Source organism: Pyruvatibacter sp. HU-CL02332 (assembly GCF_040362765.1).
Lineage (GTDB): Bacteria > Pseudomonadota > Alphaproteobacteria > CGMCC-115125 > CGMCC-115125 > Pyruvatibacter.
The window spans coordinates 1,113,065-1,135,768 of the sequence record NZ_BAABWK010000001.1 but is presented as its reverse complement, the minus strand read 5'-3'; the positions used below and the strand labels follow the sequence as shown (position 1 = coordinate 1,135,768).

Annotated in this window: 23 protein-coding genes; 2 read left to right on the top strand and 21 right to left on the bottom strand. The window is 55.9% G+C overall.

Annotated features, from left to right (window positions below):
* Window positions 1-6 precede the first annotated feature (6 nt).
* The 17 genes from ABXH05_RS05320 to ABXH05_RS05240 all read right to left on the bottom strand — a co-directional run bounded on the left by ABXH05_RS05320 (window position 7) and on the right by ABXH05_RS05240 (window position 14,994).
* Window positions 7-876 (bottom strand): NAD-dependent epimerase/dehydratase family protein, encoded by an 870-nt coding sequence (locus ABXH05_RS05320; protein WP_353560099.1) that lies wholly within the window; start codon window positions 874-876, stop codon window positions 7-9.
* Window positions 873-1,418 carry a dTDP-4-dehydrorhamnose 3,5-epimerase family protein gene (locus tag ABXH05_RS05315; RefSeq protein ID WP_353560098.1) on the bottom strand — a complete coding sequence of 182 codons (546 nt, stop codon included), beginning with the start codon at window positions 1,416-1,418 and terminating at the stop codon, window positions 873-875. The genes ABXH05_RS05320 and ABXH05_RS05315 overlap by 4 nt, the downstream gene beginning before the upstream one ends.
* Complete coding sequence (locus tag ABXH05_RS05310) at window positions 1,415-2,659, bottom strand: methyltransferase domain-containing protein (protein ID WP_353560097.1); 1,245 nt, start codon at window positions 2,657-2,659, stop codon at window positions 1,415-1,417. Before ABXH05_RS05310 ends, ABXH05_RS05315 begins: the two co-directional genes overlap by 4 nt.
* Before the next feature lie 8 nt (window positions 2,660-2,667).
* On the bottom strand, window positions 2,668-3,744 hold the full coding sequence (gene rfbG, locus ABXH05_RS05305; RefSeq protein WP_353560096.1) for a CDP-glucose 4,6-dehydratase: 1,077 nt from the start codon (window positions 3,742-3,744) through the stop codon (window positions 2,668-2,670).
* On the bottom strand, window positions 3,741-4,541 hold the full coding sequence (gene rfbF / locus ABXH05_RS05300) for a glucose-1-phosphate cytidylyltransferase (protein WP_353560095.1): 801 nt from the start codon (window positions 4,539-4,541) through the stop codon (window positions 3,741-3,743). Before rfbF ends, rfbG begins: the two co-directional genes overlap by 4 nt.
* Window positions 4,542-4,583: 42 nt before the next feature.
* Window positions 4,584-5,477, bottom strand: a complete 894-nt coding sequence (locus tag ABXH05_RS05295; RefSeq protein ID WP_353560094.1) for an NAD-dependent epimerase/dehydratase family protein — start codon at window positions 5,475-5,477, stop codon at window positions 4,584-4,586.
* A gap of 27 nt (window positions 5,478-5,504) precedes the next feature.
* The gene (locus ABXH05_RS05290; protein ID WP_353560093.1) at window positions 5,505-6,002 is read right to left on the bottom strand and encodes an NUDIX domain-containing protein; all 498 of its coding nucleotides are present in this window, start codon (window positions 6,000-6,002) and stop codon (window positions 5,505-5,507) included.
* Window positions 5,999-6,781: an ABC transporter ATP-binding protein gene (locus ABXH05_RS05285; RefSeq protein ID WP_353560092.1), complete on the bottom strand. Its 783-nt coding sequence runs from the start codon at window positions 6,779-6,781 to the stop codon at window positions 5,999-6,001. The genes ABXH05_RS05290 and ABXH05_RS05285 overlap by 4 nt, the downstream gene beginning before the upstream one ends.
* A gap of 4 nt (window positions 6,782-6,785) precedes the next feature.
* Window positions 6,786-7,616, bottom strand: a complete 831-nt coding sequence (locus ABXH05_RS05280; protein ID WP_353560091.1) for an ABC transporter permease — start codon at window positions 7,614-7,616, stop codon at window positions 6,786-6,788.
* The gene (locus ABXH05_RS05275; protein ID WP_353560090.1) at window positions 7,609-8,805 is read right to left on the bottom strand and encodes a hypothetical protein; all 1,197 of its coding nucleotides are present in this window, start codon (window positions 8,803-8,805) and stop codon (window positions 7,609-7,611) included. The genes ABXH05_RS05280 and ABXH05_RS05275 overlap by 8 nt, the downstream gene beginning before the upstream one ends.
* Window positions 8,806-8,870: 65 nt before the next feature.
* Window positions 8,871-10,709 (bottom strand): carbamoyltransferase family protein, encoded by a 1,839-nt coding sequence (locus tag ABXH05_RS05270; RefSeq protein WP_353560089.1) that lies wholly within the window; start codon window positions 10,707-10,709, stop codon window positions 8,871-8,873.
* Window positions 10,710-10,730: 21 nt separating this feature from the next.
* On the bottom strand, window positions 10,731-10,880 hold the full coding sequence (locus ABXH05_RS05265; protein ID WP_171815978.1) for a DUF5989 family protein: 150 nt from the start codon (window positions 10,878-10,880) through the stop codon (window positions 10,731-10,733).
* 10 nt (window positions 10,881-10,890) lie between these two features.
* On the bottom strand, window positions 10,891-11,334 hold the full coding sequence (locus ABXH05_RS05260) for an SxtJ family membrane protein (protein WP_353560088.1): 444 nt from the start codon (window positions 11,332-11,334) through the stop codon (window positions 10,891-10,893).
* A 69-nt stretch (window positions 11,335-11,403) separates the two neighbouring features.
* Window positions 11,404-12,288, bottom strand: a complete 885-nt coding sequence (locus ABXH05_RS05255; protein WP_353560087.1) for an NAD-dependent epimerase/dehydratase family protein — start codon at window positions 12,286-12,288, stop codon at window positions 11,404-11,406.
* Window positions 12,285-12,707: an LIC12192 family sporadic carbohydrate cluster protein gene (locus ABXH05_RS05250; RefSeq protein WP_353560086.1), complete on the bottom strand. Its 423-nt coding sequence runs from the start codon at window positions 12,705-12,707 to the stop codon at window positions 12,285-12,287. The genes ABXH05_RS05255 and ABXH05_RS05250 overlap by 4 nt, the downstream gene beginning before the upstream one ends.
* 23 nt (window positions 12,708-12,730) lie before the next feature.
* The gene (locus ABXH05_RS05245) at window positions 12,731-13,552 is read right to left on the bottom strand and encodes a sporadic carbohydrate cluster 2OG-Fe(II) oxygenase (protein WP_353560085.1); all 822 of its coding nucleotides are present in this window, start codon (window positions 13,550-13,552) and stop codon (window positions 12,731-12,733) included.
* Window positions 13,553-13,716: 164 nt separating this feature from the next.
* Window positions 13,717-14,994, bottom strand: coding sequence for a hypothetical protein (locus tag ABXH05_RS05240; protein ID WP_353560084.1), 1,278 nt, complete (start codon window positions 14,992-14,994; stop codon window positions 13,717-13,719).
* 367 nt (window positions 14,995-15,361) lie between these two features.
* Here ABXH05_RS05240 and ABXH05_RS05235 point away from each other — a divergent pair, with 367 nt between their 5' ends.
* Window positions 15,362-16,348, top strand: a complete 987-nt coding sequence (locus tag ABXH05_RS05235; RefSeq protein WP_353560083.1) for an FkbM family methyltransferase — start codon at window positions 15,362-15,364, stop codon at window positions 16,346-16,348.
* Here the strand turns inward: ABXH05_RS05235 and ABXH05_RS05230 are convergent.
* Complete coding sequence (locus ABXH05_RS05230) at window positions 16,345-17,493, bottom strand: SGNH/GDSL hydrolase family protein (RefSeq protein ID WP_353560082.1); 1,149 nt, start codon at window positions 17,491-17,493, stop codon at window positions 16,345-16,347. The two genes, ABXH05_RS05235 and ABXH05_RS05230, sit on opposite strands and share 4 nt — an antisense overlap.
* A gap of 6 nt (window positions 17,494-17,499) precedes the next feature.
* Window positions 17,500-18,816, bottom strand: a complete 1,317-nt coding sequence (locus tag ABXH05_RS05225) for an SGNH/GDSL hydrolase family protein (RefSeq protein ID WP_353560081.1) — start codon at window positions 18,814-18,816, stop codon at window positions 17,500-17,502.
* A 149-nt stretch (window positions 18,817-18,965) separates the two neighbouring features.
* On the opposite strand from ABXH05_RS05225, the gene ABXH05_RS05220 reads away from it, so the two are divergent.
* Complete coding sequence (locus ABXH05_RS05220) at window positions 18,966-20,243, top strand: SGNH/GDSL hydrolase family protein (RefSeq protein ID WP_353560080.1); 1,278 nt, start codon at window positions 18,966-18,968, stop codon at window positions 20,241-20,243.
* 21 nt (window positions 20,244-20,264) lie between these two features.
* Here ABXH05_RS05220 and ABXH05_RS05215 read toward each other — a convergent pair whose 3' ends face one another.
* Window positions 20,265-21,386 (bottom strand): hypothetical protein, encoded by a 1,122-nt coding sequence (locus tag ABXH05_RS05215; protein ID WP_353560079.1) that lies wholly within the window; start codon window positions 21,384-21,386, stop codon window positions 20,265-20,267.
* Between the two features lie 270 nt (window positions 21,387-21,656).
* Window positions 21,657-22,631 (bottom strand): tetratricopeptide repeat protein, encoded by a 975-nt coding sequence (locus tag ABXH05_RS05210; protein ID WP_353560078.1) that lies wholly within the window; start codon window positions 22,629-22,631, stop codon window positions 21,657-21,659.
* Window positions 22,632-22,704 lie beyond the last annotated feature (73 nt).

Here is a 22,704-nt window from a genome sequence, read left to right as displayed (position 1 = left end):
CGTCTCTTATTTCGCTGAAACCTGCGTCTTCCAATATTCAACGCAATCTTCCACGGCTGATTCAATCGCATGGTGAGGGGTGAATTTTAGCTCTTGCGTCATGCGCGTAACGTCCGCAACCAGCGCATCCGGTTCATCCTTGCGTGTGGGTAGTGCACCGATGTCCAGTTGACCATTGGGTATCTTGGCGGCAGCGATCCTTGCAACCTCGACCAGGCTCGCGCCGTGTCCGCTTGCGACGTTGATCGCACCAGTCATTTCATGTGTTGCAAGGGCCCCAAAGGCCGCACCAGCGTCGGCGCAATGCATGAAATCGCGAAGGCCGCGACCGTCGCTCATTTGTGCGGCATGTCCCTGGAGCATTGGACGAATGATTGACGGCATGAAGCGTGTGGGCGTTTCGCGAGGCCCCATAAGTAGAAACAACCGTCCCCACGCAATTGAGACACCTTCAGCCAAAAGTTTTTCGCATGCGGTGAATGTCTCATGCTTGCACTGACCATACAGGGTCGCTGGATTGCAGGGTGCGGTTTCAACGAGCCTGCCGGCACCGGTGTTCCAGTCGTACTCAGCACAAGTGCCCGCGAGAACCGCGCGTGTGCCACCGCACTCAAGAAATTCGTGCAGGAAGCCTATGGTGCCATCTCGCCATGAAACATTGTCAGGCGAGGTCCAGAAAACGCCGTGCTCCGTCTGCCAGGCGAGGTGAACAAGTATTTCGGGTCTTGTCCGGTCTAGCAGCTTCTGACGGGACGTTGCGTCAAGCAGATCGCACTCTGAATGCCGCGGGGCAAATACTTCGTGTCCCTGAGACACCAGGTTTTCTACAGCGGCCTTGCCGATGAAGCCGTGGCCCCCTGTGACCAAAATTCTCATAAGAGAGGCTTTTCGGGTTGGTAATCTGGGTATGAGGCGTCGCGTGGGTGTATCGTTGCGGGAGCCATTGGCCATTGAATATCAAAGGCCGGGTCATCCCATCTTACGCCACGTGCAAGTTCTGCGACGTAGGGTGCGCCCATCAGATACAGCACCTTGCTTTCGTCAACGAGGCTGATGAACCCATGGGCACAGCCGGCAGGCACGAGTAGTGCGTTTCCATTGTCCGCGGTGAGTTCGCTTCCCGTCCACTTCAGGTAGCTGGGTGATTTCGGGCGCAGATCCACGACGACATCGAAGATTGCGCCTTGCTCACAGCGCACGATTTTCGGGTCCGGCTGCGGGTCTGCCTGATAATGCATCCCACGTAGTGTGCCTGCCTTGTGATTATACGACAGATTGGCCTGGATGATTTCAAAGGGGTGCCCTGCCTCAGCCAAAAAGGAGGTGCAGAAACTCCTGGCAAAGAAACCACGTTCATCCTCTATCGGCATCAGGCCGATATGCATCACGCCATCAACCTTTGTCGGAGTGATCTTCATGGCAGGAACGTTAGCTCTGGAATGGCGACAACGTGTTGCCCACCCCAGTCGCGGATATGAGACGTCTGGTTGCTGATTTCATCCGCCAGGTTCCAGGGCAAGATGAGAAGATAGTCCGGTTTGGCAGTGCTGATTTCTTCAGGTGCTTTTACGGGAATTCTGCTGCCGGGCAGCAATGTATTCTGTTTGGCGGGGTTGGCATCGACGGCAAACTGGATGTCCTTCGCAGTAACACCGCAATAGTTCAGCAAGGTATTGCCCTTGGCGGCTGCGCCATAGGCGACAACAGTCTTGCCCTTTGCCTTTGCGTCGGTCAGGAACTTGAGGAGAGACTTGCGGATCGCTTCAACTCTCGAAGTGAATCCCTCATATGTGGACAAGGTGGCAATCCCGAATGCCTGCTCTTTGTCACGCATCCTGGAGACACCGGGAGCTTCTTCGTGCGCTGCGTCCGTTCGGCACGCCCAGACCCTGAGGCTTCCTCCGTGGGTGGGTAGTTCTTCTACATCAAATACTCTCAGGCCGGCTCGCGTGAAGCAGGCTTCTACTGCATAGAGTGACAGGTAGGAAAAGTGTTCATGATAGATTGTATCGAACTGGACCCTTTGAAGCAGGTTCAGTAGGTGGGGAAATTCAAAAGTCGCCACGCCGTCGTCTGACAGGAGTTCGACGAAGCCGGCCACAAAATCGTTGATATCAGGCACATGTGCCAGGACATTGTTTGCGGCGATGAGGTCGGCGGACCCATCAGTTTTACGTATGGACTTTGCGGTTTCACGGCCAAAAAACTCTGTCTTTGTTCTCACGCCGCGTTTGCGCGCTGCCTCAGCTGCATCAAGGGCAGGGTCAATACCAAGCACCGGTATGTCCTGAGCTACAAAGTGTTGCAGCAGATAGCCATCATTGGAGGCGACTTCGGCAACAAGGCTGGTTGCGTCAAGCTCAAGGCGGTTTAGGACCGTTTCCGCGTATGATTTGGCGTGTGCCACCCAGCTCTCTGAAAAGCTGGAAAAATAGGCATAATCTCGGAAGATCGCTTCCGGGGGCACCACGTCATCCACCTGAACCAAAAAGCAGTTGGCGCAGACGCGGGCGTGCAGGGGGTAAGCTGCATCTTGGCGTGCGACCTCGTCTGGACGGACGTAGGAGTTTGCCAATGGCGTTTCTCCGAGGTCGACCAGCGTATGCGTCAGCGCTGTACCGCATGACCGGCAGGCAGGTGTGGTGGGCAAGTTGGTCATGGCGTGCGTTACAGGTCCTGAAATCGGGTGATCTGATCACGGGTAGTCGTAGCCATATCATCTCCGGCCAAATGTGCCTGATGCCAGGTTGCTACCCACTCAATAGAATTTGCAAATGAGAGTCTCGGCTGCCAGTTGATTGTCTGCCTGGCGAGGCTGGGGTCAAGGGCAAGCACGGATGCCTCAGCTTTGTCGGAAACTGGTGTGGCAGATTCCGGACGGGCCCATCCCAAGCTGCCCGGCCAGCAATTGGCAAATTCATCCACGACTTCGGCCACCGTATGAGCTCCATCCGGCCCAAAATTTAAAGCAGGTGCATCTGTGGTGCGAGCACAGGTGTATTCAACGTAGGTCAGGTATCCGGCAAGGGGATCCAGCACGTGTTGCCATGGGCGGGTGGCATGTGGATTTCGCAAGATGACCGGCTGGCCGTTCGCGGAGGCTGCGATGACATCTGTCATCAGGCGATCATTCGACCAATCGCCGCCGCCGATTACGTTTCCAGCTCTGGCTGTGACGACCGGTATATTTGCCTCTTTGAAGAAGCTCTGAGCAAAGCTCCGTGTAATGATCTCCTGAGCGCCCTTGGAGGCGCTGTATGGATCGCGGCCGCCCAGCGGGTCACCTTCCTTGAAAGGAGGGTGCGTGTGTCCAGGCGCATATGCGGGATTGTCGTAGGCTTTGTCGCTCGTTACGACCAATATCGCGTCCAGCGTATCGCATCCGCGCAGGCTCTGAAGCAGATGGGCCGTGCCCAGAACATTGGTAGCAATGCTTTCCACAGGGTCTTTATAGCTGCGGCGCACTAACGCCTGTGCCGCGAGATGCAGGACGATCTGCGGGTTGATCTGTTTGACGGCATTTGAAACTGCCTCTGCGTCACGAAGATCGCAGATGGTTTGTGAGGTATATGGCAGCACTAGGATTTCATGCAGATTGGGCTGAGTTTCGGGAGGCAACGCCAAGCCGTGGACTTCAGCACCCATGTCCAGAAGCCAGGTTGCGAGCCAGCTCCCCTTGAACCCTGTGTGGCCGGTCAGCAGAACCCGTTTTCCTCGCCAAAAGCTGGGAGACGGGACGGTCACGTTTTAGGTGCTCCGGACACAGATGAGTTATCCGGCATCCACGGTGCCGTGCCGTCAGCAATCAGGCCGTCAAGAATTTGTTTCTCACGCAGGGTATCCATTGGTTGCCAAAAACCGTCGTGACGCCACGCGGCAAGGCTGCCTTTGGCGGCAAGGGCGTGCAGCGGTTCCTGCTCCCAGACAGTTGTGTCACCGACAATATGCTCGACGACGCTTGGTTCGCACACAAAGAAGCCCGCATTAATGCGGCCGCCATCTCCGCGTGGCTTTTCCTCGAAAGCTGCGATGCGATCACCATCCAGAACTGTTGCACCGAAGCGTCCGGGTGGTGCGACCACGGTCATAGTCGCTTCGACGCCCTGCTTTTTGTGAAACGCAATGGATGCTGAAATGTCGATATCACCGACGCCATCACCGTATGTCAGGCAAAAGGGGGTGTCCGGATCAAGGTGTTGGGAAATGCGTCGGATGCGGCCGCCGGTCATTGTCTCAACGCCGGTGTCTACAAGTGTGATTTTCCACGGCTCGGCATTGGCCTGGTGAAACTCCATACCGTTGGAGGCGAGATCAATCGTCACGTCGGCGTGATGCAGGAAGTAGTTCGCAAAATACTCCTTGATCACGTAACCCTTGTAACCAAGGCAGATGATGAACTCATTGATGCCATGGCGTTCGTAGATCTTCATGATGTGCCAAAGGATCGGGCGTCCGCCGATTTCCACCATGGGCTTTGGCCGCAGGGCGGTCTCTTCGCTCAGTCGGCTGCCATATCCGCCTGCTAGAATTACGGCTTTCATGGTGTTTTAGCTTTCCGTTGATCGCAGCAGGGTTCCGGAGGGCTAGTTGCCTTCCGCGTCTGCCTCAGTCTGCGCCTTGGCCAGGCCTTCATCAATCGAAAGGTATTTGAAGTCAGGAAAAGCGGCGTAAGTGGCTGATGCGTCAAACGGGCGGTAACCGTTGTGGGGCATGTCGCCTACCCGGGGTGAGCCCTCGATCGAGGATTTACCGCCGGCAAGAGCATTGGCCTTTTCTGCGATTTCCTTGAATGATGCCACTTCTCCGGTCGTGATGTTCAATACCCCAGTGCTCTTTTGGCGGATGATCCGCGAAATCAGCGTGCCGACGTCATCAATATGGATGTGGTCGCGGCGCTCTTCGCCTTCGCCGAATAGAGTTATGGTCTGGCCGGTGTTTGACAATCGACGGAAGCGATTTGGGCCATATCCGTTGTGAGGGTCGCCTGCACCATAAAGGAGGCTGGGACGTACCACTGCAAAGGGAGTGTTGCCTACAGCGTCTGCGATAGCGACCTCACGGGCCAGATGCATAACACCATGCAGGCTTCCTGGCTCAGCGCAGGAGGCCTCGTCCAAGGGGCCGTCCTTGTCCTTGTAGACAGCATCGGAACTCACATACACCACGTGGGCGGGCATGACCTTGGTCAATGCCTCCGAGATGGGAGCCAACATCTGCAGGTTTTCGATCAGCATCTGCTGATTTTTGACCGGTGCGCGGGCGGAAACGATCACAAGTGTCGTTTGGGGTGTCAAAAGCGCTGCCAGCTTGTCTGCGGCGCCGTCGGCGAGAAGGTCGAGATCCTTGCTGGAGAGCGCGGTGCAGTTCGCACCTGCAGCCTTAAGATGACGGGCGGTTGCTGCGCCCACAAAACCGGCACCCAGAATGACTGTGTTTTCCGGATTGGTTGGGGTGGCGTTGAGATGCGTAAGGCTCATGGATCGTTATCTCCTGTTGGAGTGTCGTTATGGCGTGGGGGATTGCCCCAGGGCAAGCTGTGTTCTGTAGCAGTGCATCCAGATGGCAAACCTGTCATAGGGGACGACAGGCTGCTTCAATAGCTTTGGGCCTTCCCATAGGCGCAACTCGCTGCCTTCGCCGAGGACCATATCAGCTACCTGGGCGGCTTTGATTGGCACCTCGAAGAAAGCGCGGTCGATGATACCGCCGCCGGCAAAACCAAAATCAAAGGTGAAGCGGGTGAATTCTTCAGCACCCAAAGGCGCTGAATCCAGTTCAAGCTCCTCGTGAAGCTCGCGATGGAGTGCCTCAAGGTGGGTTTCGCCCGGCTCGAGAGCCCCGCCGAAACAGCCCCAGTGATTGGGGAAGAAGATCGTTGGAATGTCGTCACGCAACTGGACGAGATAGCGACCTTGCTCGTCGACGATCAGCGCTACCGCCGCAGGAGCCGGAGACAAAGAGCCGATAGGCTCCAGATAAGCCAACTCTTCGCCTTTTGTCATTTTGCGGCGTGCACCATCTTTTCGTATTCAGCCAAGGCGTTGTTCACCGGGCCATCATACATCATGGTGCCATGCTCAAAGACCATCGCGCGGTTGCACCACTTTTTCATAATGTCGGCAGAGTGCGTTGCGACGACCATGACGCTGGATTTTTCAACGAACTTTTGCAGTCTGGCCTGTGCCTTATCAACAAATGTAGCATCACCGGCACCAATCAGCTCATCAAACAGAAGAATTTCCGACGTGATTGCTGTGGTGATGGCAAATGCCAGCCGCACGAGCATGCCGGTGGAATATGTGCGGACGGGCAGGTCGATGTAGTCACCCAGCTGGGCAAACTCCATCACTTCAGGCGTGATCTCTTCTGTTTCAGCTTCCGACAGTCCCAGCAGTACGGCGCGAATCATGATCAGTTCGCGGCCCGTTGCATCCGGTGACATGCCTTCGGTGAGGTTGAAAAGCGGCATCACACGGCCTTTGGTCGCCATTGTGCCTGTAGCCGGCTCGTAAATACCTGCGAGCGTTCTCAGCAGCGTAGTTTTGCCTGATCCGTTATGGCCGATAAGACCAACACGTTCGCCATCCTTGATTGTGAATGACACATCCTTCAGAGCCCGGACGAAACTTCGGTGTTTCGTCCGCTCAAGGGTGCCGCCAACATGCACAGAGCCGCTAGACCGCGGAATGTGGTTGAGAAAGAGCATATGTCGCAAGGACTGCGAGCTGGCGTCGAATACCGGGTACTCGACATTGACCATGTCGGCGATCACGCGTTCCATAATTTCAAATCCAATAAGGGATGCGTGCACGGGTACGTGCATACAAGAAGAGCGTGAAGATGCATCCGGCAATCGCGGTGCCACCGGCGACGTACCAGTTCATTGCGCTGGGCATGTTCTCCAACATTGGTGCTCGCACTACTTCAATCACGTGATAGAGCGGGTTCAACTGTACTATCTGGGTCGCGCGGCCGCCGCCGAGCTGTTCGGGCGCATAAAGGATTGGAGTCGCCCAAAATAGAACGGTAAACGCATTCTGGATGATCATCTGAACATCGCGAAAACGCGCTGCGAGGATTGCTGCTGCAAACGAGGCCCAGGCCAGGTTGACCCAGAACAGCAATAGTCCCAGTAGGCCGACGAGATAATGCCATCCCGGATACATGCCGTAGATCGCGGCCACGATGAAGAAGATCACGATCAGATGGAAGAAGATGATGATGTTCTTCCACAGGTTCTGAAATACATAGATGCTCAGTGGTCGCCGCGACTGCAGGATGAAACTGGCAGAAGATATGAATGTGCTTGACCCATCCATGATGGTGGCATTCAGAAAGCCCCAGAGCACCAGGCTCATGGTGAGGAAAGGCAGAAAGCGGTCAATCGGAGACTGGAAAAGGTAGGCGAACAGAATGCCCATGACGGCCGCCTGGACCCCCATTGAAAGCGTCAACCAGAATGGTCCGATTGTTGACCGCCGATAGCGGTGCTTGATTTCGTTCAGGCCCAGCAAGTGCCAGACGCGCCATTCGCGCAATCCGTCTGCGATGTCGTCCACCGCTTTACGCAAGGGGCTTCTATTATCCTGACCGACCACTTGGCTGGCATTAGTCATGTTTGTGTCCGGCCTGCATTTCGGTTTCCGGGGGATTTTTCTCTATGCGAGTGACCATGTCATCAAAGGCATGAGCAATCGTGTCGTGCGTATCGCCCTGCCAATACCAGTGTTGACGGGCCGTCGCAAACGGCAAGTCGCCATGAAGGTTAAAGCCTTGATTGATCATGGCTTCTTCGGTGTTTTGTGGGGCCGTTCCTGCCTCCAGAAACAGGCCATATGTGCAGGCCTGATTGTACCAGCACAGCTCCATTGGGCCATGCATCACAGCGAGGTTCATGTAGGCGAGCTCGTAGGCCGCCATTCTGAGGACCGGGTCATAACTTGCCGGGGTGTAGATGATCTGCCCATCGAGGGCTTGAGGGATCGGATCCGAGGCAGTTTGTGTGTCGCGGATGAAGACTGCGCGGTGCTGCGTTTTATCAAGACCGCGGGCAAATGCGCCCCAGGCTTCGATGTTGCTGTTGCGGGCGGGATTGTATCCATATTCACGTAGTGTGATGACGACAGGCAGCGCCCCTTCAAGTTGTGGCGCCAATGTCTGTTGTACGGTTTCCATCGCTTCACGGGGCGCTGTGAAAACAGGAAACACGGCCTCGCCCTGGCGTGCCCGGTCGCGCACGAGGCGGTGGTGAGGTGACACGGGGAATGTTGGGGAATACCCGTTAGGCCAGATGTGTGCTGCAGACGCGAAGCGCAGGCTTGCGGCTTCAGACTTGGATGCACAGATGGTTAGGTCGATACAGGAAGGCAGGAGTTTTGCCAGCGGGGCCAGCATGTCCATGATTCTGGCCTGCCGCATTTGCGGCGTCACGATGTGCTGGTAGTCGTCGAATTCTCTTTCCAGACGCCGGCCCGGCACTATGACGATGTGCAGTTTGTTCAGGCCGCGTTTGCGCCGCTCCATTTCAGCCAAGGCAAGATAGGACGCGAAGTCGTAGGTGATGGGTGCGATTTCGAGATCGTAGAAGTAGTGCAGGGTGTTTTGCGATGCCGCGTCAGGTGTTCGCGCGCGGATGCCCCGCTCAATGGCGGCCAGAAGGTTGCGCAGAGCGCTGCCGGGCGTTGAGGTTGGCGTGACCAGTTCCTCACGCATGCGAGTGACTGCCCATCCCAATCCGCGTTCCCTGCCCTTGCGGACAGCATCCACAAGGCGGGCGGTTAGCGATGGATAGTCATTGTCCGACATACGGATCTGACATCTTGATTTGTTGCACGCAGCTCGTTTGAGCCAGCAGTCAGGCCTGTGGCCTTCTAGTCGAGTTCGAAGGCGTTCTTGTAGTCCAGTGCCAGGGCAGGGTCCTGATCTTCCTTGCGCAGGAAGGCGTTGCCAATGACCAGAACTTCAATGTCTGACCCCATGAAGCAACGGAAGGCGTCATGTGGGGTGTTGACGATAGGCTCACCGCGCACATTGAAGCTGGTGTTGACCACAACCGGGCAACCCGTCTGTTTCTTGAACTCGGAAATCAACGCGTGGTAGCGCGGATTGCTTTCCTTGTGGACGGTCTGGATACGCGCAGAGTAGTCCACATGGGTAATGGCCGGTAGGTCTGATCGCGGCACATTGAGCTTTTCGATGCCGAAGAGGTTCTCTTCTTCTGCAGTCATTGCCTTGCGACGAGACTCTTTGACGCCCGCAACCAGCAGCATGTAGGGCGAATCGTCATCAAGCTCGAACCAATCACCAACGTCTTCGCGCAGAACCGATGGAGCGAAGGGGCGGAAGGACTCGCGGTATTTCACGCGTAGGTTCAGCGTCTTCTGCATCGCCGGGCTGCGTGGATCGCCAATGATAGAGCGGTTGCCCAGGGCGCGAGGACCAAATTCCATGCGGCCCTGCATCCAGCCGATGGCTTTTTCGTCTGCGAGGGCCTTTGCCGTTTGATCATACAGGTCGTCGTCAGACAGCGTGGTGAACACGCCACCAGCTTCGGTCAGCTGCTTTTCGATTTCTTCCTGAGAGTATTCCGGACCAAGGTATGAGCCAGCCATGGCATCAAGGCCATTTGGCACTGTGCGTTCTTCGCCGAAGTTCAGGTAGCGGGTTGCCAGTGCAGCACCAACGGCGCCGCCAGCATCGCCGGCTGCAGGCTGAATCCATACACGGTCAAATATGTCTGCAAGGACGACCTTGCCGTTTGCCACGCAGTTGAGAGCCACGCCGCCGGCCAGGCAAAGATTTGGAATGCCAAATTCCTTGCGCAGACTGCGTGCCAGACGCAGAACAATCTCCTCGGTCACAGCCTGCACAGAGGCGGCAATGTCCATGTGGAACTGGGTCAAAGGCTCATCAGCGTCACGGACGGGTTCGCCAAACAGTTTGGCAAACTTGTCATTGGTCATCGTGAGGCCGGTGCAATAGTCGAAATAGGATTGGTCAAGGCGGAAGGAACCATCTTCCTTCACGTCGATCAGGTGCTCCATCATCAGGTCTTTGAAGCGCGGCTCACCGTAAGGCGCCAGGCCCATGACCTTGTATTCGCCAGAGTTGACCTTGAAGCCCGTGTAGTAGGTCGCAGCTGAATAGAGCAGGCCGATGGAATGGGGGAAGTGGATTTCCCGCAAGACTTCAAGCTTGTTGCCTTTGCCGTGCGCCACGGAAGTGGTTGCCCACTCGCCTACACCATCCATCGTCAGGACGATCGCTTCCTCAAAGGGGGAAGGGTAGAACGCGCTGGCCGCGTGGCTGAGATGGTGTTCGGAGAACAGCAGCTGTTCAGCCGGATCGAAGCCGTTATTGGCCATTTCCTTGAGCTCAGTGCCCAGAAGGTCCTTTTGGAAGAGCTTCTCACGTAGCCAGACCGGGATTGCCATGCGGAATGAGCGGAAGCCGCGCGGCGCAAAGGCCACGTATGTTTCCAGCAGCCGTTCAAACTTCAGGAACGGCTTATCGTAAAAGGCCACATGGTCAATGTCGTCGATCGTCAGGCCTGCCTCTTCAAGGCAGTAATTGATCGAGTGCGTCGGAAAGGCCGAGTCATGCTTCTTGCGCGTAAAGCGTTCTTCCTGGGCGGCCGCAACGATGCGGTCGTCCACCAGCAAGGCGGCGGCGGAGTCGTGATAGAAGGCGGAAAGGCCCAGAATCTTCATCGGTGATATGTCCAGCGCTGCCTAGAAAATGGTGTAGATGAACGGCGCCACGGCGGAGCCCTTCGACAGCACCACAAGACCACCGAAAATCACCATCATGACGAAGATCGGGATCAGCCAGAACTTACGCCGGGCCATCAGGAACGCCCAGATTTCACGCAGAAACGACATTGGATCTCACTCAGAACTGGTTTTTGAAGGAGCCGGCCTCAGGGCCTGGCGGTGTACGGTGAATCCAGTAGCTCTCGGCTTCTGGCTCGAATTTCAGGTTCAAGGGGCGCTTGCCGAACAGGCGCATCAGCAAACCGATGGGCGTCACTGTTACGAAGAACAGGAGCCCCATGACGATTGGGCTGACAATCGAATTCAGCAGCAGGCCAAACTTGAACCAGACGACGTTCAAGGGGCGCAGAATTCGTGGAATGATAAGGGCGACTGCGAGAAATACACCGGAGCCGCTGAACCAGAAAATGGTCCAATTGGTCATTCCGGCGCCGAAAACCACCTTGATAACGGCAATGATGCCGAACACGGCTGCAAACACAAAGCCGAAGCTGCGTTCTGAGCCGACCTGTACGTCATCCTCACGGGAATAATCCTCGTGAGAGTTGTTCTTGGAAGCCACGCGCTAACCCCTCATTGATCTGCGGGTCAGTAGCATATTGGCGGCCCACAATGCAATTCGCATCTGGATTTATAAGTCTTTGAAATCCCTGCAATCCTGCCCGAATTGACGAGCAGCCTGACAGGCATCGGGCGGTTGATAGCCAAATTTGCAGGCGTCTTTGGACGACACCAGAAAAGAGTGGCCACCTGAGCCGAACGCCACAGGCACGTGTGTACCTGCTCCGGCCTGTATTTCCGCCAAAATTTGGCGAATGGGGGCGGGGTTCTGGGCCGCGAGCGTTAACCTTGTGTGGCCTAGCAGGGTGTGTGTGATCAGATGTTCCACAAATCTCGCGAGGCTTGCGACCGGCAGGATGTTGTTGAAGGGCGCATCGGGATTTCGGGCGTTAATCTGGTCGCCAGCGAGCATGCGGCCCGCAGCAGCTGACAGGAAATTGTCATGAGATCCGGGGCCAACGATGCCTGGCAACCTCAGGGACACAGATCCAATCTCGGGCCTTGCGGCCACCATCTCATCAAGCATTGTTTCACCGGCGAGCTTGGAGCGGCCGTAGCTGTCGGGATCTGAGACGGGGGTCTGGGGGGTGACCAGGTCTGCGGTGATGGTGCCGAAGGCAGACATGGATGAGCAAAAGATGATGTGTGTCGCACCCGCATCAAGTGCCGCTGAAAGCACGTTGCGGGTAGCATCGACGTTTGCGGCATATAGCTGATTGGGGTCCGGGCAGCGGGCGGGTATCTCAGCGGCGCAATGCACGAGGGCATTGATGGGTGCTGAGAAACTGATTCCGGATGTCAGGTCTGCCTGCTGCACATCGACATGGGGCAGCGAAGCCAGCGTATCGGGATGCACACTGCGGATGACCGCAGTTACATCCATGCCTGCTGACTTCAGATGCCTGGCTATATGGCTGCCGGCGAAGCCGCCCGCGCCGGTGACTGCGACCCTCAAGCGGCAGCACCAGCCTGGTCAGGTGATGGGGATTCCCCGAGCAACTGGGTCACCATCAGGATTTCTTCAACCGGCTCAATATCTGCCTCGGTTCTGATGACCAGATCCTCCAGTACAAAGTGCAGGGAGCCTTCCGCTTCCAGGATGCGCTCATAAATGCGGCGACGACGCTCGGCGCGGGCGGGCATCATGAACATCGATGTCGCCAGAATGCCCTCATAGATGTTGAGTTCGTCCGGCAGGCCTTCCAGCACGATGTAGGAGTGCGGGAAGATGTTTTCGTTGATGTGCAGCTTGTAGGTCAGGCCGTTGCGCTGGCAGTAGTCGCGCATGACGAGGGCCTGGACGGGCACCGGCATTTGCAGGCCGCCAAAGGAGCGATTGGTGACGTAGCCGCGATAGCCATGGCGATTGGTCATGTGAGTGTCCCTCTTCCTCGTTCCTATTCCTGAAAGCCTGATGGCTCACGGTACTGCATGCCCGTCTTGGTCACAGCGCGTGTGGTGATGGGCAGGTAGTAAGAGCCAAGCTTCTTCTCAGCGCCCCGATAGGGCGTGAACAGACCGGTGAAGCGGCAGTTCATGGACCAGCGGGTTTCACGTTCCACGTTGATGACGCCGCCGTGCAAATTGTTGGGCGAAAAGATCAGAACACTGCCATAGGGCACATCGAGCCAGACGAGTTCGTCTTTTACGTCTTCATACAAAGCATCCAGGCCCTGGCCTTCGTACTTCTTGAAATCAGCATAGACGCGCTCCGTTACCGGGCGCGGCAGGATGAACATGGTCTTGGTCTTGTAGCAATCCACAAGCGGTAGCCACTGTACGACCTGATAGGGCGTCTCGCCGCCGAAGGAGTCCGCATGAATGGGCAGCAGCGAACTGTCGTCATCAGGAAGCTGAATCGAGAGGTTCACCCGGTTCTGCATGGCCAGCTCATTGCCGACCAATGCTGCCAGCTTGGATTTGCCCGCAGCGTAGTAGGTGGGCCGGAACCACTCTTTCGCATTCATCTTGCGGTAGGTGTTGAGGCGCAGATCGTTAAGATTTTCGATCGAGACGTGGTCCTGAAAATTGTTCAGGAAGTGGTCGATGTCATTGGGGACGTCGATACCCAGATGCTCGCAGGCGATTTCGACGATACCCAGACGCAGGGCGTCCAGGCCTGCCTTGTCGTCAACAGGGCGGATGACATAGCCCTGCTCAAGGAATTCAGAAGCAATGTCCTGTTCGTCTTCCGACATGAAGGAAGTTTGAAGTGCCATAGTCCAGCGAAAGCCCCCGTGGTCTCGAACTCATGTAGCAAACTGTGTCTGGTATCTGCCAGAAGCTGCCAAGTGCGGGAATGATCCAGATCAGCTTGGCTGAACAGGATATTGAGTGAGGGAGTCATACCCAGTCTGGCTGCTGCTTGCCATAGGTAACCGCGTCAGTTGGTCTCAGATGATGTCTGGCGACGTTGCGCCAGGTATTTTTCGACATCTGCGGCAAACCGCGTGGCCAGCATTTCGTTGCCGCGCTCGTTGTAGTGGATCTGATCCAGATAGACCCGTTCAGCCACATTCGAGAAGAAATCAGTCAAATCCACAAACCGGACATCCGGGGAGGGAAATGCGTCGTTCAGTGGGCGGAGTTCCTGGCGGTACGCGTCAAAAGCTGCGGTCATAGTGGCCATGTAGTTGTCCTGCTGCCAGTCCGGCCCGTGGATATCCGCCAGAAGGCGGAAACGCGCTTCAAGATCGGTTGTTTCCTCTTGTGGCGCGGCATCCCTTAGATGACCGGCAAAGGGCTGAAGATAGGCGGCAAAGCCAACGTCGCTGGCAGCCGCCCAGCCAGCCACGATTTTCCAATTGCCGGCCAGGACGCCCGCCATGGTTGGATCGCTTTTTAGGATGTGGCTTGAAAGCGGGTAGACAGGGTTTGTTTCGTAGGCGGCAGGGCGCTTCTCACTGGTATTCGCGCCCAGCCCCATCCAGTTGATGACACCCATCGTGTAGGTGAAGAGAGCAGGACCGCTTGTGGATGATCTCAGGGCGAACATCCGATCATAAAACTGGTAGTGCAAATTACCCCAATTTAGCAGGGCGTGGGGCACGTCCATCCGACGGTGCTCAAGATTGGCCTGCACAGTATCGTTCCAGCCATCCAGCATCATGATCATGTCGGGGTGAACGTGGATGCCGTCTGACAGAAACCTGACCGCCTCGGTATATGAGTACGCGCCGCTATGCCCCCAGTTCAGAACCTGAAATGTCAGCCCTGTTTCTGCTGAAACACCTGACGCGTTGAGCTGGCGTTCCAAGTAAGCCGCGATGGTCTGTGTGTTGCCGCTTTGCAGAGCATTGCCTGCCATGGAGCTGCCGCCCAGTAACATGATGCGAAACACACCATCTGGTTTTTCCGGGAAAGTGTTCAGTAGCGGCTCGTCAGATCCGTTGTGGATAAAGCCTGACGCGTTGATCTCCATGGTCCCCTGGTCCTGCCCGAACCGGTAGCGCTGGGTGACCACAGGGTCATAGAGGCCATATGGAAGGCTCTCGGCAATCCACGGATGGCGGGATACGAGCGTGTCGGCGGCCTCAAAAATGGAAACCTTGGGGCCTGAGGCGGCCCTTATGCTCAGGGCAATGAACGAGAATATCTCCAGCAGGACGATTGCCATCAAAATTGACAATGCAATCAGTGCAGGCTGCTTGAATCTGTCCATATGACCCATGAGGTGTCGCTTGTTTCAGGTTGGTTTCATTTGGATGGCGGACGGAATAGTGTCAAACCCTTGGCGATAACACCATTCCGGATATACGCAGCCTACGTAACTTGGTGTTGAGTCGGCTCATCGGTTGTCTGGGGCCTAAGGATCTAACATGAAAAACGCTGTATTCCGCTTACGATCAAAGTTGGGTAGTGCCAGGCGCGCCTATCGCGCATCAGTGGCGGATCCAGATTCCAATCTTGGTGATTTCGTGAAGGGCTTGTTTCTGCGTTCTCCCGCGCGCCCACAGTCAGGTGCGTCTATTGACGGAGCCGGCGATGAGGGTGCTGTTCCGCCCGTGCTCTCAGATGAGCACACTGCGATGCGGACCCGCTACACCACCCGTCAGGGCTTTATTCTGACCGATATTATTTCCAGAAAACTTGGTGTTGATGAGCGTTTCACTATTCTTGACGGGGGTGCTCGCGAGGCTTTGTCGGACCCCCGATGGCAGGTTTTTGACCCAAGTCGGGTTCGCCTCTTTGGGTTTGAGCCTGATGCCGCAGAAGTGGAAAACCTCAATAAGGAAGCGGCTGACCGCGGGTTGGATTATCAGTATTTCCCCGGAGCCTTGTGGGGCACACAGACGGAAGTGACATTCTATGAAAACAAGAGTCCGGGCGGCGGATCCTGTTTTCCCCAGAATACGGATTTGACTGACCGCTGGAAATTCCAGAACCAGCAGGACGCTTTCATGTCGACCGATATCTTTTATCCAACCGGCACTGAGCAGTGGCAGACGACAACGCTTGACGATTGGGCTGAAAAGCGTGGAGGCGCGGACATTGATTTCATGAAGGTCAATGTTCAGGGTGCTGAACTAGAGATCCTTCGAGGTGGCGAAACACTTCTGCCCAACGTGATTGGGATCATGGCAGAAATTTCCTTTGTGGAGTCTTACAAAGACCGCCCCTTCTTCAGCGACATTGATAGCTATCTTCGAGCCGCAGGCTTTGAGTTTTTTGACATGATTGGCCTGCACTACATGGGACGAAGCGCTTCAGATGTGACAGCATCGCATTTGCCGGGTCTATATCCGCTTTGGGGCCAATTGATAGAGGCACATGGCGTTTACTTCCGCGACCCCATTCGATGCGAACAGAAGGGTGAAGACATGTCGGCTTTCACCTTGGAAAAGGTGCTGAAGCTTGTTTCGTTTGCCGAGGTGTTCGGCCAGGTCGAGTATGCCTTTGAGTTGCTGGGTTGGCTTGAAAAGCATTTGCAGGGCAAAGGAAGTGACAAAGAGGCTGCTGATATTGCTGAACTGTCAGCGAATGGCCGGCATCTCTACATGTCGCTGCTCAACTAGCGGCATTCGTTCTTGATATCCTGTGTCAGCAACTCGGACACCCGTTGTGCGATGTGGTCTGCTCCTCGCTCAGAAAAGTGGAAGTCGTCATAGTAAAACTCCGCACGCCCCGTCATGGTTTGGGCTGCGTCAACGCACATCAAGTTGCCTGATTCACACTCATCTAGCAGCGTTTCATTGTACGCATCGAGGCCGCGCCTCAGAGCGTCAGGCGTGTACCACTTCGTATCCGGGCTTGTAATGTCCGAACCTATGAAGCCCGCGTAAATCTGTCTTCGGACTGTCTCGTCCATGTCGTCGGACCAGGCGTAGGGTTGCGTGACGAAAACAATCTTGGTGCCGTTTTCATCAGCATACTGCTTAAGGCTTCGGATTGTTTGCCGGTAAGTCGCAAGGTGCTCTGAGGCGTCTGGCAAAGTGTCCACCCATTGATCGTCATTCACGTTCCGGTAGGCCTCCCACAGATACTCCATATAGGCACCGAAATCTGATACCTGTTCCCCACTGGATGGCGCGAAGATACCGCTGATCAGCCTTTTGGCGAGTGCGACCGACGCTAATGAACCTTCACTACCACCCTGAGACATCAGCGCCTGATCTATCCACCAGTTTTCCGGCAGTTCGAATGGGTGATGTATCCGAAAGTCGAACAAAAAGTCGTTCAGCCCCATTAGAACGACGATGTAGTCGTTGTGCTGCATGTAGGCTTCGGTTTCGGGAAGCTGGATCAGGTGATGCCGTGCATTGGTGCCTGACTTGCCAAGGTTGGAAGCCCAGGCCGTTGGTGCGCATTTCCGCAGATCTTCCTGCAATTGCTTTGACCAGGTTTCATCTTCACTGAGCACCCAATCCTCGACCGTGCTGCCTCCAATCACTGCAATATGTGGCGCGGCATCTGAAGGCGGTAAGTCACCACGAAAGCCTTGGCTGTTGATGATGATGCGGTGGTCACCTTCAACATGCGGCAGCTGACCGTTGGTCTTTACAAGCATCGACCAGCCAGGGGTGCGGATGTAGGAGAGGCCGGGGTCAAAGATGAACGTGCGAACCAGCAACTCCAGAACGACGAAACAGACCGCAATAACGCTTGTGACAGCGATGGTTGCAACCGCAATCTGCCGTTTATCCAACTGATCGGCGCTCATAAGTTTTTACTCCGACGTCTTTCCGGTGGTGGTGCCGAACGGGGTCATGTTGCCCGCGATCAATTTCGCAATGTCGCGTGAGAAGGGCGCTGTGTAGTGGAACGCGTCGATATACACATTTTCCCGCAGATCTTTCTGCATATCGGCCGCCCAGATGAACGACTCTGTGTTCAAACCCTGTTCGACCCGTTTTGCCATGATCGGGTAACCGAACTTGGAGCCGGTGTGGCAACCCAGCCGGTCCGGGTAGAAAAGGTGGTGCTCGGCGGAATACTTGTAGGTGGGGATGGGCTGCCAAACGAAAAAAGAGGCAATGCCATTTGCCTTAGCAACCGCTTCCACCTGGCTGATATTGCCAAGGTAGCGGTCTATGACCTTGTTGAGTTTTTCAGCCGGTGGCGAAGGCTCATCAATAGCGCCTTGGGGGCCAGTATAAGTCGGAATGGCTTCTTCATTTGAGCGAGCGTTCCAGGCACCGATGAGGCGTGTGAGAGGCATGCCGCTTATGAATGCGCCGAGGTCGGACCAGTTGGTGTCCACGTCTTCGCCGCTGCTTCGCGCGCGTGCCTGCTCGTTTACACTGTCAAAGTGGCGCGCGAGCATCTGCCAGCTGGACGGCTGACCATCTAGGAAGCAGAAATCATTGAGGCCGTCCAGGAAGACGACGGCATCCGGCATATGCCCATCACTCATGAGCCGATGAAACAGAATTTGCTCCTGATTGGAGTGGTAGCCGGACCGACCAAAATTGTAGACCTTCACTGGACGTTCAAACTGGCCGGCCGAGTTCAGCTCCTCCTGCAGGTAAGATGCGACCGTGCCCCAATAGGGCCCCACGCCGAAGGAAGTTGATCCGCCAAAGAAGAAGACGTTGTAGTTTGACGCTTCCAGCGGCCATGGGCCTTGATCGCGGACATTGCGGAAGCCTTCTTCCCGCATTCCATAGTAGTCACCGATCAGTGTCCTTGAGCGATAGTGGACATAGCTCTCAAAAACGGCCCCCGCCTGGTAGTACTCGTCCCACATGGGCTGCAGTTCGTCTGGGGATGTGAAATCATACCACTCTGCAATTTTGTCCGGCGGGATCATTTTCTCTCGAACCGAGCGCGTGTTTTCGTTGATCCGCTCTGCTCTGGATAGAAGTATGTCTGGGTTGGCACGCAGATAGCCGGATGCTGCCCAATTCGCGAAGAGCAGGAAAATAAGCCCGCCGACAAGGCTAATGCATGTGATCGTGAAGATGCTGCCAAGTTCAGGCAGCGCCTTTTCCCGGACAAGCCGCCTGGCGCGTCGCACCCTTTCGTCATCCCAAAAGTTGCTCATAAAGCATAGGCTCCCTGGCTTTGATGGCCTTGCTGGTTGACAGTCTTACGCGGCAAAGGTCATCTGCATCGCAAGGTTACTGGCCGCCCCCGCGATGGGTGCGGGTTATCACATATTTTGACTAGGCTGGAAACGTGCGGAATTTGAATTTGCCGAATGCTCAAACTGTTGCCCCCTATTTGGCTGTAGCGGCAGTGCTTGTCGTCATTTTTGAGGTTATGGCCGCTTTGTTCTTTCTCGTTGATGAAGGGCGGCTTCCATATTTTGGTCCGGATGAGGCGGACGGAACGATCACCATCCCGGGTCTCCAGGTTGCTGATGCAGTGTTCCATCCGTATGCGGGGTATGTGCTGCGCCCAACCCGCGAAGGAGCATATATCGATGACACCCAATGGCGAGCAAACAATCGCGGCATCCACAATCTGGTCCGCGAAGACGGAAGTGCCTGTTGCGACTATCCGTATACACCTCAAGAAGACGAAATCGTGGTGGGAGTCTTCGGTGGGTCAGTGGGCAGTGGCTATGCGCTTTCCAGCCAGATATCCGGTACGCTTGCCAGGTTAGGAACAGTCGGGGACTGGGATAACAAGACAGTTCGTGTTCTGAACTTTGCGCTGCCTGGATTCAAGCAGCCGCAGCAGCTGATGACGCTTGCGTATTTTTTGAACATCGGCCAGCACTTCGACATCGTCATCAACATTGATGGCTTCAACGAAGCGGTCACAACGTTCAAGAACTGGGATAGCGGCGTTGAACCAACCTATCCTGCAGACTCTCTGTGGGGTGCCTGGGGGCGACATCTGGATCAGCAAGGTGCCCCGGCCAGCATGTGGAACCAGTTATCCAACTATCACTCATTCGCGGCCCAGCAGGCGTCATATGATGCTCACCATACGCGGCTGGCATCGCTGAAACTCTACCGCAAGGGGCTGGTCGGCTGGCACCGCTGGCGGGCTGGCCGCAATGCGGCAAAGGCGCCGGCCGAGCTCAAAAGCTCCGGGTATTTCCCAACATCAATCAAATCCCCGATCCCGGATGGGAGTGATGTTTGGGACGTCACCGTCGATAGCTGGGCTCAGGCCAGCCGCAGCATGGCGCTTCTGGCTGAAGCGCATGGGGCAATCTACCTGCACATTCTGCAGCCCAACCAGTGGGATCGTGCCACGACGGACTATGATCCTATTGCACCAGACCATCCATATGATTGGGTGATTGAGCCCATCAACACGGTCTATCCCGCATTTCGCACAGCCGGGGCAGCCTTACGTGAGCAGGGCGTGAGTTTCGTTGACATGACACGCGTATTCGATGGTCAAGACCTGCGTGAGATGTATGTCGATGACTGCTGTCACTACACCCAAGCCGGCAACGAACTGGTGTTTGAAGCGACCATAGAGGCGATTGCGCGCGAAAAAGCCGCAAACTGACACCCGGGATTGGCTTTCGGGCTAGTCGTTGCTGGTTGGTGCCTTCCACCCGTGGAACCACTTGGTGAGCTCCATATCCACGGGAGCTTCGCTGACTGGAGTCCTGAAAACCTCATTTGCATCCAGTGTCGCATCGGCCCTTGTGCCACCGATGTGCGGGATCCCATTTTCAAAGGCGTCCAGTATTGGTTTGGGGTCGCGGCCCTGAAGCTGGTAGCAGTGGAACGGCTCGGTCATCACTGGAACAAAACCTTCGGCGCGCAGTCCTGCATCGATTGTTTCAAGCGTCTGATAGCGGGTCATGCCGCTGCTGAAGAAGGTAAACGCACCGACTTCAGAGTCTTGCAGCAGCAGCTTGCTATAGAGAATCAGCTGGCGGAACGCGACAGCGGTCATTTCTCCAAGGTTAGAGTTCGAATAGACAAGATCGTAGCGCAAGGGTGTGGTGCCGAGCTGAAGGGCAAACATCCACCAGGGCAAATGCAGGACAGCGGTTCTGTCTACATCGTTCAGGTTGTCCGAATGGGCGAGTTCAGTGAAACCGCCACCTGTTGCTGCGTCCAAGAGGTGGCTCTGCCAAAGATAGAGTGACTGGGTCACGTCATAGCTTGCGTAGGTATATCCATTCTGGGCGAGGAGGGCGCCAAGGAACCCGGCGCCGGGGCCCGGCTCGAATACATCCAGTTTTCGGCCGTAGGACTTGGAAAGTGCTTCCATGCATCGATAGGGGCCAAACTGCACCATGAGATTTGTCATTGGCTTGACGGCGCGGCCGAACCTCCGGGCCGTAAAGTCAGCAACGGTCTCGCGCAGATTTGCTGCCAGTTCTGCCTCAATGGGGGTGAAAGCGTTGACGAAACCGACGGGAGAAAACTCCGCATTCTGATGATACATCGCGGGCACTTCAGCTTCGAAGTTATGGTCCGCGTATCGGGCCAGTTCTTCATCATCCCGAACATGCGTTGGCCAACCGACAGACTGGAATGAAGCTGGCTGGAAGGCCATGAGACTGGGAATGCTGAGATGCCGCATGGCGGCTTGCTCCGAGGCATTGTAGTCGGCCGTCGATATGGCGCGCCACGAGGACTTGTCTGCCTCGAATTTCGGAGACAGCGGCATTTGCCATGTTGATAGGTCGACCATTTTTGGCGCCTCGGCTCCCTTGATGAATGGTTCGGCAGGTGCTGCAGGAGGTGTTGGAGCCGCTGTCGGGGCGACACGCGTCTGGTTTGATGCGGGCTTGGCCATTCTCGCAGACAGCGCATTCAATGCAGTTTGAACCCGCGTGCGCGGACGCAAAACCTTTTTGGTCTCTCTTAGAAAATCACGCAAATTCCTGGTTCCGATCAAAAGCCCTAGGTGAAATGTCTACAAGTGCTGTGTTTGGATGCTTTGTGACACATTCTGATCGCATCAAACCAGCTCTGCAACGGAGTTGGCGAGCGGAGGCGACGGGCGGTTGAGTTTTGGGCGCAGAAGCCGGGTCACCGAATTGATTAGTCGAGCGCGACGCCCGGCACCGGGGTCTGCGGTCGCCGGCTCAAACAGCTTGGCCAGTTCTGCTGGGCTGTTTGGCTGCTCGCCGGCAGGAAGCAACGTGTACTTACCAGCATGAAAGTAGACGTTGTCGCCGTCAGGCGTTGTAAAAATGGTGTCCAGCCCGTCGACAGATGCAGGCGCAGCTGCGGGCCCAAGGCGTGGTGGCTGGAACTCTGGAAAATAGCGGTGGGTATACCTTGCGCAGGCCAGATAGTGATCGGCGGCTTCCTCCCGCCGGCCTATGCGGCGCAGGAAGCGGGCATACTGCACATGATGGACCCCAAAGCTGTCCAGGAGTGATATTGCGCTTTGATAGCAGCTGAGGGCTTCGGTATCGCGTCCGGAGTCATCCAGAATTGTTGCTGCTTCCCAAAATGCATTTGCCTTGAGATGTGCATCTGGCGCCGCATGTGCGTGCTGCGCAAGACCGGTGCAGGTTTGAAAGTGTTCAAGCGCCTGGTCGGCGTTGCCGCCCAATTGTTCGATGCGGCCAAGACCAAAGTGGGCTTCTGCGAGGCGATTGTTTGCGTCCAAGGCGGCCTTGAAGCATGTGCGCGCCTCATCACGTATTCCCGACGCACCCCCAGCCTCTTGCAGAATTTGGCCGTAGCCCAGCCACTCAAGGGGTGTCCTGGTCGATTTGCAGTAAAATTCGGCCAGATCAGCAATCACGGACATTTTTAGCCACGCGCTACCCAGATGGAGCCATACCAGGCTTTGATCGGAGCCTTCGCGTTCGTCCAAAATTGACTTTTGGGGTGCGCCCAGCTCGTTCAACAAAGGCTGCTGCGCGGCAGCCTCCAAGGCTATGTCCAAAGCCGGAAATGTGTTCGAGGTGTTTCTGGCCATGTTTCGGTATTTCTGGAAGCGACTTTTTGGTGCCGCAGATCATAGCGGGATAGCTAAGTGCGGGAAGGGGCGA

Excerpts from the sequence above, each read along its gene's own strand:
- ABXH05_RS05240 (WP_353560084.1), bottom strand. The coding sequence starts at position 14,994 with ATGGACAGATTCAAGCAGCCTGCACTGATTGCATTGTCAATTTTGATG.
- ABXH05_RS05295 (WP_353560094.1), bottom strand. The coding sequence starts at position 5,477 with ATGAGCCTTACGCATCTCAACGCCACCCCAACCAATCCGGAAAACACA.
- ABXH05_RS05310 (WP_353560097.1), bottom strand. The coding sequence starts at position 2,659 with ATGACCAACTTGCCCACCACACCTGCCTGCCGGTCATGCGGTACAGCG.
- ABXH05_RS05270 (WP_353560089.1), bottom strand. The coding sequence starts at position 10,709 with ATGAAGATTCTGGGCCTTTCCGCCTTCTATCACGACTCCGCCGCCGCC.
- ABXH05_RS05235 (WP_353560083.1), top strand. The coding sequence starts at position 15,362 with ATGCGGACCCGCTACACCACCCGTCAGGGCTTTATTCTGACCGATATT.
- ABXH05_RS05230 (WP_353560082.1), bottom strand. The coding sequence starts at position 17,493 with ATGAGCGCCGATCAGTTGGATAAACGGCAGATTGCGGTTGCAACCATC.
- ABXH05_RS05215 (WP_353560079.1), bottom strand. The coding sequence starts at position 21,386 with ATGGTCGACCTATCAACATGGCAAATGCCGCTGTCTCCGAAATTCGAG.
- ABXH05_RS05210 (WP_353560078.1), bottom strand. The coding sequence starts at position 22,631 with ATGGCCAGAAACACCTCGAACACATTTCCGGCTTTGGACATAGCCTTG.
- ABXH05_RS05315 (WP_353560098.1), bottom strand. The coding sequence starts at position 1,418 with ATGAAGATCACTCCGACAAAGGTTGATGGCGTGATGCATATCGGCCTG.
- ABXH05_RS05245 (WP_353560085.1), bottom strand. The coding sequence starts at position 13,552 with ATGGCACTTCAAACTTCCTTCATGTCGGAAGACGAACAGGACATTGCT.
- ABXH05_RS05265 (WP_171815978.1), bottom strand. The coding sequence starts at position 10,880 with ATGTCGTTTCTGCGTGAAATCTGGGCGTTCCTGATGGCCCGGCGTAAG.
- ABXH05_RS05275 (WP_353560090.1), bottom strand. The coding sequence starts at position 8,805 with ATGTCGGACAATGACTATCCATCGCTAACCGCCCGCCTTGTGGATGCT.
- ABXH05_RS05290 (WP_353560093.1), bottom strand. The coding sequence starts at position 6,002 with ATGACAAAAGGCGAAGAGTTGGCTTATCTGGAGCCTATCGGCTCTTTG.
- ABXH05_RS05280 (WP_353560091.1), bottom strand. The coding sequence starts at position 7,616 with ATGACTAATGCCAGCCAAGTGGTCGGTCAGGATAATAGAAGCCCCTTG.
- ABXH05_RS05225 (WP_353560081.1), bottom strand. The coding sequence starts at position 18,816 with ATGAGCAACTTTTGGGATGACGAAAGGGTGCGACGCGCCAGGCGGCTT.
- rfbF (WP_353560095.1), bottom strand. The coding sequence starts at position 4,541 with ATGAAAGCCGTAATTCTAGCAGGCGGATATGGCAGCCGACTGAGCGAA.
- ABXH05_RS05250 (WP_353560086.1), bottom strand. The coding sequence starts at position 12,707 with ATGACCAATCGCCATGGCTATCGCGGCTACGTCACCAATCGCTCCTTT.
- ABXH05_RS05320 (WP_353560099.1), bottom strand. The coding sequence starts at position 876 with ATGAGAATTTTGGTCACAGGGGGCCACGGCTTCATCGGCAAGGCCGCT.
- ABXH05_RS05285 (WP_353560092.1), bottom strand. The coding sequence starts at position 6,781 with ATGGAACGCGTGATCGCCGACATGGTCAATGTCGAGTACCCGGTATTC.